The organism is Phycicoccus sp. Soil803, from assembly GCF_001429685.1.
Classification (GTDB): Bacteria; Actinomycetota; Actinomycetes; order Actinomycetales; family Dermatophilaceae; genus Pedococcus.
Genome location: NZ_LMST01000001.1, coordinates 1331881 through 1350930, shown reverse-complemented (window position 1 = coordinate 1350930; position 19050 = coordinate 1331881). Strand labels below are relative to the sequence as shown.

17 protein-coding genes are annotated in these 19050 nt (G+C 71.1%); 5 read left to right on the top strand and 12 right to left on the bottom strand.

The genetic code is table 11. The features are described 5' to 3' along the window. The first annotated feature begins 22 nt into the window (after positions 1-22). Positions 23-247: a helix-turn-helix domain-containing protein gene (locus ASG95_RS06275; protein WP_056922813.1), complete on the top strand. Its 225-nt coding sequence runs from the start codon at positions 23-25 to the stop codon at positions 245-247. Here the strand turns inward: ASG95_RS06275 and ASG95_RS06270 are convergent. Next, on the bottom strand, positions 238-810 hold the full coding sequence (locus ASG95_RS06270; RefSeq protein WP_057376908.1) for a hypothetical protein: 573 nt from the start codon (positions 808-810) through the stop codon (positions 238-240). The two genes, ASG95_RS06275 and ASG95_RS06270, sit on opposite strands and share 10 nt — an antisense overlap. Positions 811-1438: 628 nt before the next feature. Here ASG95_RS06270 and ASG95_RS21990 point away from each other — a divergent pair. Both ASG95_RS21990 and ASG95_RS06255 read left to right on the top strand, forming a co-directional pair. After that, positions 1439-1787, top strand: a 349-nt coding sequence (locus ASG95_RS21990; RefSeq protein WP_235543476.1) for a LysM peptidoglycan-binding domain-containing protein, incomplete at its 5' end; no start/stop codon positions are given. Then, complete coding sequence (locus ASG95_RS06255; RefSeq protein WP_157581757.1) at positions 1784-2335, top strand: Rv3235 family protein; 552 nt, start codon at positions 1784-1786, stop codon at positions 2333-2335. The genes ASG95_RS21990 and ASG95_RS06255, both read left to right, overlap by 4 nt. A gap of 16 nt (positions 2336-2351) precedes the next feature. Here ASG95_RS06255 and secA read toward each other — a convergent pair whose 3' ends face one another. From secA to ASG95_RS06220, 7 genes are all read right to left on the bottom strand, one after another. Further along, the gene (gene secA, locus ASG95_RS06250) at positions 2352-5261 is read right to left on the bottom strand and encodes a preprotein translocase subunit SecA (RefSeq protein WP_057376905.1); all 2910 of its coding nucleotides are present in this window, start codon (positions 5259-5261) and stop codon (positions 2352-2354) included. A gap of 225 nt (positions 5262-5486) precedes the next feature. After that, positions 5487-5789, bottom strand: coding sequence for a GNAT family N-acetyltransferase (locus tag ASG95_RS06245; RefSeq protein ID WP_056922817.1), 303 nt, complete (start codon positions 5787-5789; stop codon positions 5487-5489). Positions 5790-5858: 69 nt separating this feature from the next. Next, entirely contained in the window at positions 5859-7211 is a 1353-nt protein-coding gene (locus ASG95_RS06240) for an MFS transporter (RefSeq protein ID WP_082592381.1), read from the bottom strand. A gap of 100 nt (positions 7212-7311) precedes the next feature. Continuing rightward, complete coding sequence (locus ASG95_RS06235) at positions 7312-8508, bottom strand: winged helix-turn-helix domain-containing protein (protein WP_235543461.1); 1197 nt, start codon at positions 8506-8508, stop codon at positions 7312-7314. A 17-nt stretch (positions 8509-8525) separates the two neighbouring features. Next, positions 8526-9236 carry a response regulator transcription factor gene (locus ASG95_RS06230; RefSeq protein ID WP_056922820.1) on the bottom strand — a complete coding sequence of 237 codons (711 nt, stop codon included), beginning with the start codon at positions 9234-9236 and terminating at the stop codon, positions 8526-8528. 70 nt (positions 9237-9306) lie between these two features. Beyond that, complete coding sequence (gene hpf, locus ASG95_RS06225) at positions 9307-9957, bottom strand: ribosome hibernation-promoting factor, HPF/YfiA family (RefSeq protein ID WP_056922821.1); 651 nt, start codon at positions 9955-9957, stop codon at positions 9307-9309. A 228-nt stretch (positions 9958-10185) separates the two neighbouring features. Further along, positions 10186-11079, bottom strand: coding sequence for a ComF family protein (locus ASG95_RS06220; protein ID WP_056922822.1), 894 nt, complete (start codon positions 11077-11079; stop codon positions 10186-10188). Positions 11080-11230: 151 nt separating this feature from the next. On the opposite strand from ASG95_RS06220, the gene ASG95_RS06215 reads away from it, so the two are divergent. Both ASG95_RS06215 and ASG95_RS06210 read left to right on the top strand, forming a co-directional pair. Then, complete coding sequence (locus tag ASG95_RS06215; RefSeq protein WP_056922823.1) at positions 11231-12820, top strand: sensor histidine kinase; 1590 nt, start codon at positions 11231-11233, stop codon at positions 12818-12820. Further along, the gene (locus tag ASG95_RS06210) at positions 12817-13467 is read left to right on the top strand and encodes a response regulator transcription factor (RefSeq protein WP_056922824.1); all 651 of its coding nucleotides are present in this window, start codon (positions 12817-12819) and stop codon (positions 13465-13467) included. Before ASG95_RS06215 ends, ASG95_RS06210 begins: the two co-directional genes overlap by 4 nt. A 114-nt stretch (positions 13468-13581) precedes the next feature. Here the strand turns inward: ASG95_RS06210 and ASG95_RS06205 are convergent, their stop codons facing one another. The 4 genes from ASG95_RS06205 to ASG95_RS06190 are packed head-to-tail and all read right to left on the bottom strand — an operon-like array spanning position 13582 to position 19050. After that, entirely contained in the window at positions 13582-14502 is a 921-nt protein-coding gene (locus ASG95_RS06205) for a type II secretion system F family protein (protein WP_056922825.1), read from the bottom strand. Further along, positions 14502-16478 carry a type II secretion system F family protein gene (locus tag ASG95_RS06200; RefSeq protein WP_057376903.1) on the bottom strand — a complete coding sequence of 659 codons (1977 nt, stop codon included), beginning with the start codon at positions 16476-16478 and terminating at the stop codon, positions 14502-14504. The genes ASG95_RS06205 and ASG95_RS06200 overlap by 1 nt, the downstream gene beginning before the upstream one ends. Then, complete coding sequence (locus ASG95_RS06195) at positions 16478-17848, bottom strand: CpaF family protein (protein WP_056922827.1); 1371 nt, start codon at positions 17846-17848, stop codon at positions 16478-16480. Before ASG95_RS06195 ends, ASG95_RS06200 begins: the two co-directional genes overlap by 1 nt. Continuing rightward, a complete protein-coding gene (locus tag ASG95_RS06190; RefSeq protein WP_056922828.1) occupies positions 17845-19050 on the bottom strand; it encodes an AAA family ATPase in 1206 nt (401 codons plus the stop codon). The genes ASG95_RS06195 and ASG95_RS06190 overlap by 4 nt, the downstream gene beginning before the upstream one ends.

The window sequence follows — 19050 nt, the reverse complement described above, 5'->3', positions numbered from 1 at the left end:
GGCGGAAGAAGAGGGGAAGAACGTGGCAAAGCGATTCATTCAGCTTTCCGAGGTCTCGGAAGTTCTCGACATCTCGTCAGCCCAGGCATACGCACTCGTCCGCTCCGGAGAGCTGCCCGCCATCAAGGTCGGCGGGCGCGGTCAGTGGCGCGTCGAGGTGGCCGAGCTCGAGGGGTACATCCAGCGGATGTACAGCGAGACCAAGACCTTCGTCGCCGCCCACCCGTTCGGCCAGGGTCAGGACTGACCCGGCTGCGCCCCGGCCGGTCGGGCGGGGCGCACCAGCACCACCGCGGAGAACGGCACGAGGCGACGCCCGGTGACGTTCTCCGCCCTGCGGGGCAGGTCCGGTGCGTGCTCGCTCAGCTCGAGCACGTCGCGACCCACCGCATCGATGGTGCCGCTCACCACCACCCCGTCGAGGTCGGTCACGAGCACGGTGGCGCGGTCGCGGCTCAGCCCGCGCAGGGCATAGCCGAGCCCGAAGCGACGTCCTTGACCGGTCGCGTCGACCCGAGCCGGGAGCCCCGTCACCCCGGTCACCGCGGGGAACGGCACGAGCCCCAGGCCGCCGGGCTCGGTGGCCAGCAGCAGCCACCCGTCACCCACCTCCAGGACCCGCCCCGGCAGCGAGCCGACCACGCGCACCGTCAGCGCCACCCGCCCGCCGAGGGCCGCCGCCAGCCGCTCCTGCAGGCCCACCAGCGCCCGCTCCCGCCTGGTGCGGTCGGCGACCTCGCCGTCCAGCTCGCGCCGCGCCTCGGCGTCCCACTGGGCCCCCAGGTCTGAGAACAGGTCGTCCCAGCGCATCGTCCTCCCCTTGCCACCATGGCTCCACGTTGTTACCGTCAAACCGCGTCAAGCAGACGCAAACACACGGAAACGATACAAGGCAAGTCGCCACGGGGGGTGTGGATGGTGCTCAACGAGTCCGTGAGCCGACGCCGCGGGATCGGCGCAGGCCTGAGGCCGGTCGCCGCGATCGGTGCGCTGGTCGGGCTGGAGCTGCTCGCACTGGGAGGGGCACGGAGTGCGTGGCGGGTCGTGCGGGCCCCCGGACCAGCGAGCCTCGACGAGGCGGTGCTGGTCTGCGTCCTGGCCGCCTGCGTGCTCCTCGCTGGGTGGCTGGTGGTCAGCACCACCATCGCCTGCGCGGCCCACCTCCCGGGCTGGCTCGGCGACCGGGCTCGACGGTGGTCGCGCACGGTGGCGCCCGCGGCGACGAGACGAGTCGCCGCGATCCTGGTGGGTGCTGCCGTCGGTGCCACCCTCGCGCCAGGCACCGCGACCGCCTCGGTGGGCGGCGTGGGCGGGCCCGGCGTACCCGCGGGACGCTCCCCCGGGTTCGTCCTGACCCTGCCGGCGGCCGCGCCTTCGCCCTCGCCTTCGCCTTCGGCACCCACACCAGCCGCCCCGGAGGCCTCCGCCACGGCAGNNNCTCCGTCACCGCGCCCTCCGTCACCGCGCCCTCCGTCACCGCGCCCTCCGTCACCGCGCCCTCGGTCACCGGGCCCGGCTGGACCCCGTCGCGACCGGTGCACCCGCCCGCCCCCGTGGCGCGCCTCGTGACCGGCCCGAGCGCGCCGGCCTCGACCGAGGTCGTCGTCCACCGCGGCGACTCGCTGTGGACCATCGCGCGTCGTGACCTCGGCCCCGGGGCCACCGACACCGAGGTCGCTGCTGCATGGCCGCACTGGTACGCAGCCAACCGCGACGTGATCGGTCCCGACCCCGACCTCCTCCGGCCCGGACAGCGGCTGCGCGCACCCGTGGGAGCCCACCCGTGAGCCCCGCGAGGGGCGCCTCCCCCACCCCGACGGCGCCCGGACGGCTCACCCCGCTCCGGATCGTCCCGGCTCCCCGCACCCGGCCCCCGGTGCTGAGCGAGCTCGAGTCCTGGGTGCCCGAGGACCGCGTCCCGCCGCGCTACATCCAGGACGCGCTCGCCGTCGACTTCGACTCGATGACCGACGAGCAGCTCTTCGGCGAGCGCCCGACCCGGCGCGACGACCTCCCCGACCCCCGCGAGTGGGCCGGCCACATCGCCCAGGGGCTCGTCGAGGTGATGGCCGGAGCTCGTCCGGCGCCTCAGGTGCTGCGCTGGACCACCCCGGAGGTGTATGCCGCCGTGGCCCGCCGCGCGGCCGTGTCAGCCCGGCGCGGGGCCGGGTCGACGCGGCGCACCGTGGTGCGTGGCGTCCGCGTGTGCGAGCCGGCCGACGGAGTGGCCGAGGCCAGCGCCGTCGTGGTCGACGGCGGCCGGGTCCGCGCGCTGGCCTTCCGGCTCGTGGGCATCGACGGGCGCTGGCGGGTCGAGGCCCTCCAGGTCGGCTGAGGTCAGGACGTCGGCGTCACGGCTTCCCGTGGCACATCTTGAACTTCTTGCCCGAGCCGCAGGGACACGGACCGTTGCGTGACGCGCCCTTGAGCTGGTCCTCGGTCAGCGTGTCGTTGACCGAGCCCACCGCCCGGTGCTCCACGTCGCCGGTCTCGCTCGGCGCGGAGTACTGCAGCTGCTGCGGACGACGCTCCGGCTGCTCGAGGCCCTTGGCCCGGAACGTCGGGTGCCGCTCCGCCGCCAGGGCGGACTCGGCGGGCACCAGGTCGGCGTCCGCGGCCCGGCCGCCGTTGCTCGACCCGGCCGAGGCGTCGACGGTCTCGTCGACCTCGGTCGCGGCCGAGGACAGCCCCGACCCGGCGAGCATGTCGGACACGCTGACCGGCTGGAGCGCCGGAGCCGGCTCAACGGGCTGGTCGACGTCGACCTGCACGTTGAACAGGTAGCCGACCGACTCCTCCTTGATGGACTCGTTCATCGCCTCGAAGAGCTGGAAGCCCTCGCGCTGGTACTCGACCAGCGGGTCGCGCTGGGCCATCGCCCGCAGGCCGATGCCCTCCTGGAGGTAGTCCATCTCGTAGAGGTGCTCGCGCCACTTGCGGTCCAGCACGGACAGCACGACCCGGCGCTCGACCTCACGCATGACCTCGGCGCCGAGCAGGGCCTCACGCTCGTCGTAGGCGTGGTGCGCGTCGGAGGTGATCACCTCGCGCAGGCTGTCGCGGGTGAGTGACCCGTCCGCCGCCTCGAGGACGTCCTGCGGGGTCACCGACACCGGGTAGAGCGTCTTGAGGGCGGTCCACAGGCGGTCGAGGTCCCAGTCGTCGGCGAAGCCCTCGGCGGTCTCGGCGTCGACGTACCCGCCCACGACGTCGTTGATGAAGTGCCGGATCTGCTCGTGCAGGTCCTCGCCCTCCAGGACGCGACGGCGCTCGTCGTAGATGACCGTGCGCTGGCGGTTGAGGACGTCGTCGTACTTCAGCACGTTCTTGCGGATCTCGAAGTTGCGACCCTCGACCTGGCCCTGCGCGCTCTGGATCGAGCGGCTGACCATCTTGGACTCGATCGGGACGTCGTCCTCCATCTTGGCCGTGGTCATGAACCGGTCGACCATCGCGGCGTTGAACAGCCGCATGAGGTCGTCCTGCAGGGAGAGGTAGAACCGCGACTCGCCCGGGTCACCCTGGCGACCGGAGCGGCCACGCAGCTGGTTGTCGATGCGGCGCGACTCGTGCCGCTCGGTGCCCAGCACGTAGAGCCCACCGAGCTCGGTCACCTCGTCGTGCTCGGCCTGGACGGCCTCCTCGGCCTTGACCAGGGCGGCATCCCACGCGGCTTCGTACTCCTCCGGCGTCTCCACCGGGTCGAGGCCCTGCTGCTTGAGGGTGGCGACGGCCATGAACTCGGGGTTGCCACCGAGCATGATGTCGGTGCCTCGGCCGGCCATGTTGGTGGCCACCGTGACGGCGCCCTTGCGACCGGCCTGCGCCACGATCGCGGCCTCACGCTCGTGCTGCTTGGCGTTGAGGACCTCGTGCGGGACACCCTTGCGGCGCAGCTGGTCCGAGAGGTACTCGCTCTTCTCGACCGAGACGGTACCGACGAGCACGGGCTGCCCCTCGGCATACCGCTGCGCGATGTCGTCCACGACGGCGGTGTACTTCGCCTCCTCGGTGCGGTAGACGAGGTCGGCCTGGTCCTTGCGCACCATGGGGCGGTTGGTCGGGATCGGCACGACGCCGAGCTTGTAGATCGAGTTCAGCTCGGCGGCCTCGGTCTGGGCCGTACCGGTCATGCCGGAGAGGGTGTCGTACATGCGGAAGTAGTTCTGCAGGGTGATCGTGGCGAGCGTCTGGTTCTCGTTCTGGATCTCGACGCCCTCCTTCGCCTCGATCGCCTGGTGCATCCCCTCGTTGTAGCGACGGCCGGCCAGCATGCGGCCGGTGTGCTCGTCGACGATGAGGATCTCGCCGTTCATGTTGACGTAGTCCTTGTCGCGCTTGAACAGCTCCTTCGCCTTGATGGCGTTGTTGAGGTAGCCGATCAGCGGGGTGTTGACGGACTCGTAGAGGTTGTCGATGCCCAGGTAGTCCTCGACCTTGGCGATGCCGGCCTCGAGGACGCCGACGGTCTTCTTCTTCTCGTCGACCTCGTAGTCGCCCTCACCGGACTCGAGCTCACCGCGGGTCAGCCGGTCGGCGATCTTGGAGAACTCGGTGTACCACTTGGTCGCCGCGTCGGCGGGACCGCTGATGATGAGCGGCGTTCGCGCCTCGTCGATGAGGATGGAGTCGACCTCGTCGACGATCGCGAAGTTGTGGCCGCGCTGCACGAGCTCGTCGACCGACCAGGCCATGTTGTCGCGCAGGTAGTCGAAGCCGAACTCGTTGTTCGTGCCGTAGGTGATGTCCTTGGCGTACTCGGCGCGACGCTGCTCGGGCGTCATCGACGCGAGGATGACACCGGTCTCGAGGCCCAGCAGGCGGTGGACGCGGCCCATCAGCTCGGACTGGTACTCCGCGAGGTAGTCGTTGACCGTGACCACGTGGACGCCCTTGCCCTCGAGGGCGTTGAGGTAGGACGGCAGGGTCGCGACCAGGGTCTTGCCCTCACCGGTCTTCATCTCCGCGACGTTGCCGAGGTGGAGCGCGGCCCCACCCATGAGCTGGACGTCGAAGTGACGCTTGCCGAGGGTCCGCTTGGACGCCTCGCGCACCGCCGCGAAAGCCTCGGGGAGGAGGTCGTCCAGGGTCTCACCGTCTGCGAGGCGCTTGCGGAACACATCGGTCTCGGCCCGCAGCTCGGCATCGGTGAGCGCGGCGAAGTCCTCCTCGATCGCGTTCACCTGGGCGGCGATCCCGTGGAGCTTCTTGAGGATGCGTCCCTCACCGGCACGCAGCAGCTTTTCGACGATCTTGGACACGCAACATCTCCTGAAGTTTTCTGATCTCCTGCTACGCCCGGACGATCGCAGCCGTGGTCATCCGGGTGGCAAGGCCCGACCTAGGCTAGTCGAGTCGACGCGACGCCGTGGACCCGCGGGCGGGGAACGCTCCCCACGGCCGAACGCGCCGGGCGCATTCGGGGTTCCGGTCGACAACACAGCGGGGTTCCGGTCGACGGCACAGTGCGGTTCCGACGAGGAGCCCTAGTGGGCGACGAGGTCCTGGTAGTCGGGGTGCCGGGCGATCCACGCGGAGATGAAGGGGCAGAGCGCGACGACGTCGTGCTCGGCCCGGGCCCGGACGTCGTCGAGCGCGCCCCTGGCCAGCACCCCGCCGACGCCCTGCCCGGCGAAGGCGTCGTCCACCTCGGTGTGCGTGAAGACGATGTGGGCGCCCTTGAAGCGGTAGGCCGAGAAGCCTGCGAGCGCCCCGTCGATGCGGGCCTCGTACCGGTGCTCGGCCGGGTTGTCGGTGACCACGATGTCGGAGGTCCGGAGGTCCGTCATGCGCCAAGCCAAGCACGGCTGTCAACGCAGCCGACGGGTGGGCTCACCGCCGCCGACCGGTGGGCCCGGTCAGGCCACCGCGCCCACCTCGGCGTCCTCCCCCTCCGAGCTCCACGAGCCGCGTTCGGGGGACCGGGAGATCGCCAGGCAGGCGAGCGCCGCGAACAGGCACAGCCCGCCGGCCGTCAGCCACGCGGTGAAGTAGTCGCCCGTGCTCTGCCGCACCCAGCCGGCATAGCTCGCGGCGACCCCGGCGCCGACCATGTGGGACGCGAAGACCCAGCCGAAGACGACCCCCGAGCGCGCGACCCCGAAGTGTCGGCGGCACAGCGCGATCGTCGGCGGCACGGTGGCCACCCAGTCGAGCCCGTAGAAGACGATGAAGATGAAGAGGTTCGGGTGGATGTCCGGCCCGAGCAGGGCGGGCACGAACAGCAGCGAGAGCCCCCGGAACCCGTAGTAGCCGCAGAGCAGCAGCCGCGGGTCCACCTTGTCGGTGAGCCAGCCCGAGGCGATCGTGCCGACCAGGTCGAAGACGCCGATCAGCGCGAGCAGCCCGGCGGCGGTGGTCTCGGGCATGCCGTGGTCGTGCGCCGCGGGGATGAAGTGCGTGCCGATCAGCCCGTTCGTGGACCAGCCGCAGATCCAGAAGGTGCCGACGAGGATCCAGAACGTCCGCGAGCGCGTGCTCTCGCGCAGCGTCCGCACAGCGAGCCGGCCCGGCCCGACCTGCGACCCGGTATGCCGCGTGGCCGGCTCGTCGAGCGGCTCACCCGGGTGCGCCCCCAGGGGCCGCAGGCCGAGGTCGGCCGGCCGGTCGCGGACGACCAGCAGGACCAGCGGCACCAGGAGCAGGGCCGCGCCGGTGACCACGAGCGCCGACCAGCGCCAGCCCGGCCCGGCGGCCAGGGCGGCGATCCCCGGGAGGAAGACCAGCTGTCCAGCGGCACCGGCTGCGGAGAACACCCCGGTGACCAGGCCGCGGCGCGACTCCACGAACCACCGGTTCGCGACGACGGCCCCCAGCACGAGGGCCATCGCCCCGGCCCCGACGCCCACGAACACCCCCCAGAGCAACCACAGCTGCCAAGGGGCGGTCATCACGGTGGTGAGCCCGCTGCCGAGCGCCACGAGGACGAGGGCGAGGCAGACCACCCGGCGCAGGCCGAACCGCTCCATGAGCGCGGCCGCGAACGGCGCGGTCAGCCCGTAGATCACCAGGTTGGCCGTGACCGCGCCGGAGGTGGTGGCCCGCGACCAGCCGAACTCGGACTCGAGCGGCTCGAGCAGGGCCCCGGTCGACGACCGGAAGCCGGCTGCGGCCACGAGGGCGCCGAGGATCACGAGCGCCACCCACCAGGCCCGGTGGATGGCCGGCCGTCGGGTCGGGGTCGTCACCTGGGTAGCGGCAGGAATCGTCACTGCCGCAGGCTATCTGCCAACCATCGGCGCCTGACAGCGCATTCCGGACAACCCCCGGCAGGATCCCGCCACGGGAGGCGCCCCCGCCATCGAACTCCAGTCAGGCGACGCCGGCCAGGCCCAGCCAGCCGGCCATCAGGGCCAGCTCGTCGTCGAGGGCGGCCCGGGCCGCCTCGGGGGCCCCTGGCTCCCAGTGCAGAGCCTGCACCCGCAGCACCCCTGCCGCTCGGTCGGCCTTGAGGTCACAGCGCGCCACGAGCGCGTCGCCGAACAGGAACGGCAGGACGTAGTAGCCGTGCACCCGCAGGTGGGCGGGCACGTAGATCTCGAGCCGGTAGTCCATGCCGAAGATCGCGGCGGTGCGGTCCCGCTGCCAGACCAGCGAGTCGAACGGGCTGAGCAGCGCCTGGGCGTGCACCTTCCGGGGCCGGCGCGCCTCGGGGTGCAGGTAGGCCGGCCGTTTCCAGCCCTCGATCGTGGCCGGCACGAGCGCCCCCTCCGCCACGAGGGACTCGAGGGCCGGCCGGGCCTGTTCCGGCTTGAGCCGGAAGTAGTCGCGCAGGCACTGCTCGGTGCCCACCCCGTGGGCCCGGGCCGCGATCAGGACCAGCTCCCGGAAGGCGACGTCGTGCGGCGGCCTGGCTGCGGGGTCGGCGACCTCGGCGGCGAGGTGTCCGGGCAGCACCCGCTCCAGCGCGGCATACCGTCGCTCGAACTGGCTGGTCCGGCCGGCGCTGGTGATCTGGCCGGCCCAGAAGAGGTGCTCGAGCGCGCTCTTGACCAGCGACCAGTTCCAGCCCCACTCGTCACGCTGGCGCGGGAGGTCGTGCTCGAGCGCGGCCTCCAGGCCGCGTGACGTGATCGGGCCCCGCGCGCCGACCTCGGCGAGCACCGCCGCCACCAGCTCGGGGTGCTCGCGGGCGACCCGCTGCATGCCGCCCCACGAGTCCTGCAGGGCGCGTTGCATGCGGAAGTCGAGCAGCGGCCAGGTCGACGGCGGGATCAGGCTCGCCTCGTGGGCCCAGTACTCGACCAGCCGACGCGGGGCGCGGTCGCGGGCCCGGTCGAGCAGGGCGGTGTCGTAGGGGCCGAGCCGGGAGAAGAACGGCAGGTACTGGCTGCGGGTGAGCACGTTGACGCTGTCGATCTGGACGATCTGCACGCGGTCGATGACGCGCTGGACGTGCCGCATCGTGGCGCTGCCCGGCGCCGGGCGCGGCTCGGCGAAGCCCTGGGCGGCGAGGGCGATCCGCCGCGCCTGGGCACGCGTCAGGCGCACCGGGGAGGGGGTCGTCACGGCCGGTGCGTCGCTGGTCACTCGCCGGGTTCGAGGAGGTTCTCGCGGACGGCGTACATGGCCGCCTCCATCCGCGAGTGGAGCTGGAGCTTCTCGAGGATGTTGCGCACGTGGTTCTTGACGGTGTTCTCGGAGATGAACAGCTGGTGGGCGATCTCCTTGTTGGCCAGCCCGCGCGCGACGAGCCGCAGCACCTCGAGCTCGCGGTCGGTCAGCCGCGGGGCGCCGACGCCGCTGGGGCGCTCGCCCTGGCGCTTGCTCATGTGGGCGAACTCGGCGAGCAGCTTGGACGCCATCGAGGGTGACAGCAGCGAGTCGCCGTTGAACACCGCGCGCACGCCGTCGGCGATCTCCTCGCCCGGCACGTCCTTGAGCAGGTAGCCGTTGGCACCGGCCTTGACCGCCTCGTAGAGGTCGGACTCCTCGTCGGACATCGTCAGCATGATGATCTTGGTCGACGGCACGAGGGCCTTGATGGTCTGGCAGGCCTGGATGCCCGAGGTGTGGGGCATCCGCACGTCCATCAGCACGACGTCGGGAAGCAGCTCGACGGTGCGGTCGACGGCCTCCTTGCCGTCACCCGCCTCGCCGACGATCTCGATGTCGTCGTCCTGCGACACCACCATCTGCAGGCCCCGGCGGTAGAGGACGTGGTCGTCCGCGATGACGACCCTGATCGGGTCGGCACCGCTGCCCAGCACACCATCCCCATTCGACACGAGGCACATACTGTCACGGACAGCGACGACACCGGACGAAACGCCCTCTGGGCTCGCCCGGTGTCGTCGTCGTCGCAGGTCAGGAGACCTTGCGCTCCGCGCCCTCGTCCTCGGTGACGTCGAGGTGGATCACGCCGTAGGACCAGCCCCTGCGGCGGTAGACGACGCTCGGCTGGCCGGTGTCCTCGTCGTGGTAGAGGTAGAAGTCGTGCCCGACGAGCTCCATCTCGCGGACCGCCTGGTCGAGCGCCATCGGCACGGTCGCGTGGATCTTCTCGCGGATCTCGACCGGCGAGTTGCCCTGGGCGCCGAACCGGTCGCCGTCACCGTCGAGGCCGTCGTGCACGTGGTCCTCGCCGGTCGATGCGCCGGGCTCCTGGATCCGCGCCGTCGCAGCGGCCACCGACTCGGGTGCGTGCCTCCCGCGGTGCACCCGCTTGCGGTCCTGGGCCCGCCTGAGGCGTTCCATCAGCTTGTCCAGCGCCAGGTCGAGCGCGGCGTACTTGTCGTCGAGACATGCCTCGGCCCGCACGATCGGGCCCTTCACGTGACAGGTGATCTCGACCCGTTCGCAGGACTTCGCCTGCCGCTTGTTGGGCTCGTGGCTCACGATGACATCGACGCGCTGCACCCGGGGGGCGAGCTGCGGGATCTTGGCGAGCTTTTCGTCGAGGTGGTCACGGAATCGGTCTGAGACCTGCATGTGGCGTCCGGTGACGACAATCTCCACGGTGTTCCTCCATGGGTTCGGCGGGAGTGTGGGTCGGGCTGCGCAGCCCGGTGGTCAGCCGCGGCAGCACCTCCACGCGGGCGTGCGGGAGCACCCGGTGGTCGGCGTGTCCTGCTGCTCCGCTCCCTGCCGCAGAGCGCCCTTCGGACCGCGTCCGAGGCGCCCTGTTCGCGTGACGTGCACGGGGGCCAGGGGGGCCATGTACCGACGGTAGACCACGCCGGAGGTTTACGACACAAGGATTGGTTCAGCGTTTGCCCGGAGTCCGTGGTGTGCCACCTGTATGCCGTGCTCAGGCGGTTCGTGGACGGGGAAACCCGGCCCCGGGTGCCGTTCCAACCCGTGGGACAGCGACCCGGTCCGGCCGCCGGAGCGCCGCTGGGTGGCGCAGATGGTGGCGGCCACGACCACGGTCGCGCCCGCCGCACGCAGCGCGCGGGCGGCCTCGACCAGGGTCGACCCGGTCGTCAGGACGTCGTCGACGACGACGCACGCCGCCCCGTCGACGACGGCCCCCCAGCGTGGTCGAACCGCCATCGCGTGCTCGAGGTTGACGGCCCGCTCCCGCGCCCCGAGGCCGGCCTGGTCGGCCACCCGGCGCCGGGCGCGCAGCGCGTCGGCGAGGACCGCCTCAGTCGGGTCGAAGCCGGTGACGGCGCGCTCGGCCAGGGCCCGCAGCGGCGCGTCACCCCGCCGGCGACGGGCGGCTGCCGAGGACGGCACCGGGACGACGAGCACCGGCCCGTCGCCGCGGCGCCAGCGCGCGACCACCTCCGGACACCCCACCACCGCGGCATCCAGCGAGCCGGCGAGCAGCCCGCCCAGCAGGCCGGTGCAGTCGCGGCGGCCGTCGTCCTTGTAGGCCGTGACGACGGCAGCCAGCGACCCGGCATACCGGCCTGCGCTGTGCACCGGCGGCAGCCCGCGCGGGACCGGCCGCGGACGCACGGCCCTGGGGCCGCTCGGCCACAGGGAGGCCGCCACGTCGGCCTCGCAGGCGGGGCACAGGAGGTGGTCCGGGCGCCCGCAGGCGGCGCAGCCGACGGGGAGCGCGAGGTCGGTCAGGGCACGGAGAGCGTCGACGGCTCCGACCGGGCTGGACCATGGGCGCTCGCGCGACATGGGCCACATCGTGGGCTCGACGGTGTGTTGCCGCTGATTGGGGGGCGCAAGCGTGGGGACACGACTAGTCTGGGCCTCGGCCTGTGGACAACTGCTGGGCGCCGGGGACGTGAGACGGGAGGCGTGTATGCGTTGGCTGCCCCATCTGGCCGTGTCCACCCGGCTCCGCCTGTCGATGGCCGCAGTGGCCGGACTGTTCGCCTACATCGACGGAAGCTTCGTCACGGCCCTGCCGTGGATCCTGCTGGTGGTGACGCTCGACCTCGCCGCGGCCAGCCTCGGGTACCTCACCGTCATCCAGGGCGCCTTCCGGAACACCCAGCTGATCGCGCTGCTGGTCGTCGGGGTCGTCTCCGCGGGGATCGGCATGGGGAGCGAGGGATCGTGGTCCAAGCTGCTCATCCTCATCCCCGCCTACCACGCCGGATCGCGGTTCGCCCGCACCGGCGCCTTCTCCGCGCCGCTGGTCGGCCTGGTCGTCGCCTTGGCCACCTCGCAGTGGCTCAAGCAGCTGACGCCGCCCGAAGCCCAGCTGATCACCCTCGCCTCGCTGTTGGCCGTGCTCTTCGGGCTGCTCGGGGCCTGGTCCCGCGAGCTCGAGCCGGAGGAGGTGCTCCCCGACGCCAACGTGGCGGCCGAGGCGAGCCTGCTGCTCCGCCGGCTGCACGAGCTCGCCGACACCCTCGACACCGGCTTCGACGCGCCCGGGTCCGCCGAGATGGCGCTCCAGGACCTCAGCAACCAGATGCGCTCGGCCCGCAGCGCGATCCTCGTCGGCTACGGCGACGACCCGGCCGTGCCGCTGGCCATCCGTGGCGCTGACCGCACGCCCTGGCCCGACCCCATGGAGCAGGACTCCGTCCTCGCGTGGACCTGGCGACGCGGCGAGGCGACCCTCGCGGAGTGGAAGGACGACCTCGTCGCCCGCTCGGTCATCGTCGTGCCCCTCAACGACGACAAGGGCGACCGCCTCGGCCTCCTGGTCGCCGACCGCCCCCTGGTCACGCCGTTCCGCGAGGAGGACCTCGTCGCGGCCCAGGGCGTGGCTGACCGCCATGCGGCCAACATCGACCTGTCGGTGCTCTTCGCCGGGCTGCGCGAGCGCGCCGGGCTGGAGGAGCGCGAGCGGCTGGCCCGGGAGATGCACGACGGGATCGCCCAGGAGATGGTCGCGCTCGGCTTCGGCATCGATGCCGTGCGGCGCAAGGCACGCGGCGCCGACTCCCCCCTCGCCGACGAGCTGGACGCCCTGCGCGTGGACGTGTCGCGGGTCCTGGGTGACCTGCGGCTGCACATCGCCGACCTGCGGATCGCGGTGCGCCCCGACACCGGGCTCGGCGCGATGATCGGCGCCCGGCTCCAGAACTTCGGGTCGTCGTCGGGCGTGACCACCCGGATGCACCTCAGCGAGACCGGGTTCCGGCTGCCCGCGCACACCGAGGTCCTCATCTACCGACTGTTCCTGCGGATGCTGGCCGACGCCCGGCACTCCCTCAATGCCGAGACCGTCGAGGTGCGGCTCAACGTCGCAGCCCCGAGAGTGGAGCTGTGGATGGCTCACGACGGCACCAGCACCCTCACCGAACGCGACTTCGGCGACCATCCCCTGCTCAGCCTCGGCGGGGAGATCTCCATCGAACCCTTCGGCGTTGAAGGCGTCGCCCTCCGCATGCGCATGCGTGCTCGTGGCGCCGCTCCCTCAGCAACGCTGTCCAACGAAAGGATCCCCCAGCCCTCATGACCATCAACGTCGTGGTGATCGACGACCACACCCTCGTCCGCGAAGCCGTCTGCCGCATGATCGACAGCGAGCCCGACCTGGCCGTCGTCGGCCAGGCGGGAGGCATCGCAGAGGGACGCACCGTCCTCGCCCAGAACCTCATCCACGTGCTCGTCGTCGACGTGTCCATGCCCGACGGCTCGGGACTGGTGCTGGCCCGCGCCGCGCGCGAGGCCTCGCCCCGGCTCGGCATCGTGGTCCTGACCATGCACAACGACGACGAGACCCTGCTGGAGGCGCTCGACCTGGGCGCGTCGGCGCTGGTCCTGAAGTCGGCCCCCTCCGACGAGGTCATCGCCGCGGTCCGCCGGGCCGCCGTCGCGCCCGACGCCTTCATGGCGACCGGGCTCGCCGAGGCGCTGCGCCGTCGGGACTCGAGCGACAAGCCCCGCCTCACGCCCCGTGAGGCCGAGGTCCTCGACCGCCTCGTCGCCGGTGACTCCATCGCGGCCGTCGCCAAGAAGCTCTACATGAGCGAGTCGACCGTGAAGACCCACGTCTCCAAGGTCTACGAGAAGCTCGGCGCCCACAACCGCGCCTCCGCGGTGATGTCCGCGCTGCGCCTCGGGCTGGTGAAGGCCGAGTCGGTGGGCCACGCGCGGCACTGACCAGCACCACGCGGCATACCCACCACAGCGACCGGGTGTGCCGCGGACGCACCGCATGCAGAAGGACCCCGCCGGTGGCGGGGTCCTTCTGTCGTACCGGCTGGTGGGGTCAGCTCACATGTTCCCGAAGGTGTCGGCGATCCGGATGGCACCGGGGCCGATGATGACGATGAACAGGGCGGGGAAGATGAACAGGAGCATCGGGAAGAGGATCTTCACCGGCACCTTCATGGCCTTCTCCTCGGCCCGCTGACGGCGCACGAGACGCATCTGGTTGGACTGCTCGCGCAGCACGTTGCCGATGGGCAGACCCAGCCGGTCGGCCTGGACCAGGGCGCTCACGAAGGTCTTGGCCTCGGAGACCGTGGTGCGGGCGGCCAGCGAGGAGAACGCCGCGCCTCGCGTCTTGCCGATCTGGATCTCCGACAGCACGCGGGCGAACTCACCCGAGATCGGGCCGGTGGTGGAGCGAGCGACCTGCAGCAGCGCCGCGTCGAAGCCCTGACCGGCCTCCACACAGACGGTCAGCATGTCGAGGGCGTCGGCGAGGCCGCGCTGCAGCTCCTCCTGGCGCTTCTGGCCGGTGTTCATGAGCAGCAGGTCGGGCAGGAAGAACCCGGCTGCCGCGGCGGCGGCGCAGATGACCAGGCCGCGGATGCTGAGCTGTCCGCCCAACAGGAAGCCGAGGACCGCTCCCACCAAGAGGCCGATGCCCTTGGCGCCCATCACCCGCTCGACCGTCCAGGAGCCGGGGTTGCCGGCCAGGTTGAGCCGACGCACGATGCGGTCGTTGGCCCCGGTCGGCGACAGGCGCTGCGCGAGGGCGCGGGTCTGGTTGAGCATCGGGGCGACGAGCCGCTCCATGGCCGGGAGGTCGGACTTGCCCACCTCGTTCTTGTCGATGGTCCGCTCGATCAGGTCGAGGGACCGAGCGACCCCGGTGGGCTGGCCGGCGCCGAGGCCCGTGGCGAGCACCAGAGTGCCCAGAGCTCCACCGATGAAGACGAGCGCGAGGACGAGCAGAATTGTTCCCATCAGACCTTCACATCCACGACTTTGCGCATCCAGGCCATGCCGATGCCGAGCGAGATGACGCCGCCGATGATCATGGCTATACCCATCGGTCGGGTCCAGAGGAGTTCGATGTACTCACGGTTGGTCTTCATCGTGTAGAGGAAGACCCCGATCGGGAGCGCGACGAGGATGTAGGCCGACAGCCGGCCCTCGGCCGAGAGGGCGCGGACGTGGCGACGGAGCTCCTCACGCTCACGAAGCGTCTTGGCGGTGGTGCGCAGCGTCTCGGCCAGGTTTCCACCGACCTCACGCTGGATCCGGATGGCCATCGAGGTCCAGCGCATGTTGTCGCTGTCCATCCGGTCGGACATCCGCTCCAGCGAGTCCGCGATGTCAGAGCCGATGCGGGTCTCGGCCAGGGCCCGGGCGAACTCCTTCGCGGCCGGCTCAGCGGCGTCCTTGGCCACGGCGTCGAGCGCCTGCGGCAGGGAGAAGCCGGTGCTCAGGCTGCTGGCCACCAGGGTCAGCACGTCGGGCAGCTGGCTGTCGAACTTCTTGCCCCGACGGTTGGAGAGGAAGCGCAGGACGAAGGCCGGCCCGAAGATCCCGACCACCAGACCGCCCAGGGCAGCCGCGATCGTCGCCAGGAGGCCGCCACGGAAGAAGATCATCGAGGCGGCGACCGTCGCGACGAGAGCCACGATGCGCAGCACCCACCACTCTCCTGCGCGCAGGGGCAGGTCGGCACGCTGGATGTGGGCCATCGTCTTGCTGGTCGACGAGCGACCTTCCATCATCCGCTCGCCGAGGAACACGAGGTTCTCCGACATCACGTTCGGGCGGGACTTGGCCTTGCCGATCGCGGCGGTGCCGGCGGCCACGTAGCGGTCGATGTTCTCGACCCGGGTGCGGCGACCGGACTTGAAGGACGAGCTCGCCAGCGAGATCACCAGCACCATCAGGGCCAGGAAGACCGCCCCGATGGCGATGCCGAGGATCGGGGAGACCCCGAGGATCGGCAGGACCGCAGGCTTGGGTGCCGCCTTCACGACGTCCTCGGTGGGGCCGACGACCGGTGAGTTGTCCGAGGTCGCCTTGGTCGGGGCGGCCACGCCGGCTCCGAAGTCCACGAGCGCGGTCGTCGCGAACGGCTTGCCGTTCGACTGGCCGGAGATCTTGACGTTCTGGGCGCCACCGACGCCCACCGGGAGCGGCATCGAGAAGCTGAGCTGCGAGGCGAGGGTCTTGGCAGCGGAGGTGAAGGCGTTCTGCACACTGCCTGCGTTGGCCGCGGAGACGACGCTGCCGCCGCCCGCCTTGGCGAAGCTCTGGAGCACGCTGACGTTGCTGTCGGTGGACTTGAACGAGACGGCTTCAGCGCGGACCTTGGCACCCTTCAGGGCGGCCACGGTCGAGGCCTGGGTGGCCGTGCTCGCGGTGTCACCACCGTCGCTGAGGATCAACAGGCTGCGCTCGCCCTTGCTGCCGAGCGACTTCACCGCGAGGGTGACCCCGTCGTACAGCGCGGTCTCACCGTCGGCGGTCAGGGCGTTGACCGCGGTCTGGACCTTGCCCTGGTCGCCCGTGGGCGGGAGGTTCAGCTTGGCCTTGCCGGAGAACGACACGACGCCGATCCGCACGTCGTCGGGGACGCTCTTGAGGAACGCCCCGACGGCGGAGCGCACGGTGGCCATCCCCGTCGTCCCCATCGAGCCGCTGGTGTCGACGACGATGATCGCGGTCCGGGCCACTGGCGAGCCGGAGCCGCTGGTGATCGCGTCGACCGGGTAGGTCTTCCCGGCCACCGTCACGTCGAGCGAGGGGTCGATGTCCGACCCGGACGTGGAGGAGATCAGGCCGATCAGGTTGCCGGACTTGACCTCGATCCCGGTCACCGTGACCGAGCTGTCCGCGGCCAAGGCAGGCACTGCGGCGAGGAGCCCGACCAGTCCCGCGGTGAGCAGCGCGCGGCCGGCGCGCTGGGTACCACGCACCATCACAACCCCTTGATGAAGAGGTCTGCCGGCAGCTCGATGCCCTGGTCACGCAGGTCGTCGGCGAACTTGGGCCGGAGCCCGTTGCTCTTGAGCGCGCCGCGGAAGCGACCCTGCTCGTCCCGGCCGGCGCTGTAGTCGAAGGTGAACAGATCCTGCATGGTGATGATCTCGCCCTCCATGCCGATCACCTCGCTGATCGCGGTGACGCGACGCGAGCCGTCCTTCATACGGGCCTGCTGGATGACCATGTCGACGGCGCCGGCGACCTGCTCGCGGATGGCTCGCACGGGCAGGTCGACGCCGGCCATGAGCACCATGGTCTCGAGGCGGGACAGGCTGTCGCGCGGGCTGTTGGCGTGCACGGTGGTGAGCGAGCCGTCGTGACCGGTGTTCATGGCCTGGAGCATGTCGAGGGCGGCGCCGTCACGGCACTCACCGACGACGATGCGGTCGGGGCGCATACGCAGCGAGTTCTTGACGAGCTCACGGATGGCGATCTCGCCGCGACCCTCGATGTTGGAGGGGCGGGACTCCAGCCGCAGGACGTGGTCCTGGTGGAGCTGGAGCTCCGCGGCGTCCTCGATCGTGACGATGCGCTCGTCGGCGGGGATGAACGACGACACCACGTTGAGCAGGGTCGTCTTACCCGAACCGGTACCACCGGAGATGATGATGTTGCGGCGACCCCGGACGCAGGCCGAGAGGAAGTCGCGGACCTGCGGCGTGAAGGTGCCGAAGGCGATGAGGTCCTTGTCCGTGAACGGGTCGGTCGCGAACTTGCGGATGGTGAGCAGCGACCCGTCCAAGGCGATCGGCGGGATCACCGCGTTGACACGCGATCCGTCGGGCAGGCGGGCGTCCACGAGCGGGCTGGCCTCGTCGACGCGGCGACCCACGCGGCCCACGATCTTGTCGATCGTGCGGCGCAGGTGGGCGTCGGAGGCGAAGTGGGTCTCGACGGCATACAGCTTGCCGGCGCGCTCGACGTAGATCTGGTCGGGCCCGTTCACCATGATCTCGGTGATCTCGCTGTCGCGGAGCAGCGGCTCCAGCGGACCGTGGCCGAGGATCTCGTCCGAGACCTCCTGGGAGATCCGCGTGCGGTCGGCGAGCGAGAGCGGCGTGTCCTCGTGGTCGATGACCTCCTGCAGGGTGTGCCGCACCTTCTGCTCGAGCTCGTTCTGGTCGAGGTGCGGGTCGTACAGCTGCGGACCCAGCGAGTCCATCAGCGCCTGGTGGACGCTGGCCTTCACCGTGGCGAACGGGTCGATCAGGCGCGGCCGGTCGTTGGCCGAGGGCGCACTCGCACTGGACTCGGTCGCAGACGCCTGACTGCGACGGACGCTCTCGAGCCGGTCGGCCAGGCTCATCGGTTACCTCCACGCGACAGGGACCAGCGGCTGGCCTTGGGGGACTGCTGTGACGTCCCGGGTGCGTCGGCCGCACCCGTCGGGGCGTCGGGGACACGGATGAAGCGGTCGGCGAGGTCGCGCAGGGCGACGCTCACCGCGTGCTTCGGCTCGTCGAGGATGATCGGCACCCCACGGTTGACCGAGGCCGGCACCGCGGTGCTGTTCGGCACCATCACGGCGATGTCCTGCTTGATGGCCGCGACGACGTCCTCCGGTCGGAGCCCGACCTTCGCGTCGGAGCGGTTGAGCACGACAAGGCGTGACTCCTTCTTGTTGCCGAGGAGGTCGAGGGTGTCGAGGGTGAGGCGCAGGTTCTTGACCGCGGGGATGTCGAGGGTGGCGATCAGGATCAGCAGGTCGCTGTCATCGAAGGCCGCCAGGACGTGCGAGGTGAAGGCCGGCGGGGTGTCGAGGATGACGTAGTCGTAGTGCCGCTTGGCCACGCGGACGAGCTCGGCGACCGTGGTGCCCGGCACCCGGTCCGCGTCACTCGGCTCGGCCGGCGCGCTGATCGCCTCGAGGCCGCTGTCGTGCTTGGTGACGACGGCCTTGATGGCCTGCTCGTCGATGTTGCCGGCCATGCTGACCAGGTCGATGATCGAGTTCTGGGGCAGCATCTGCAGGCTGATGCCGACGTCGCCGAAGGCGAGGTCGAGGTCGATGAGCAGCACTCGCGAGCCGGTAGAGGCCAGGTAGGCACTGAGGTTCGTCGCGAACGTCGTCTTGCCGACGCCGCCCTTCGCCGAGAACACCGTCACGACCCGGGCCGTCTTGGCGCCGACGCCCCCCGACTCTCCGGCGTGCCCGTGCACGCGGGTCGAGAGGTCGCGGCTGCGGCGCGCCGCATCGGCCAGACCGGTGACGTCGTCGGAGGTGATGACCTCGCGGATGCCGGCGCGCAGGGCCTGGCCCAGCACGGCCACGTCGATGCGCCGGCGCAGGAGGATGACCCCGAGCTCGGGGCGCTCCACGCGGCAGAGCTCGGCGAACTGGCAGGCGGCATCCATGTCGACGTCCGGACCGATCAGGACGAGCAGCTCGGTCGGGTTGTCCTCGAGCGCCCGGACCATGGTGGCCTGGGTCTCGAAGCGGGTGATCGCACCCACCGCGAAGTCGTAGCGCTCGGTGGCGCCGGGGTCGGCGTCCCACAGGAGGGTCAT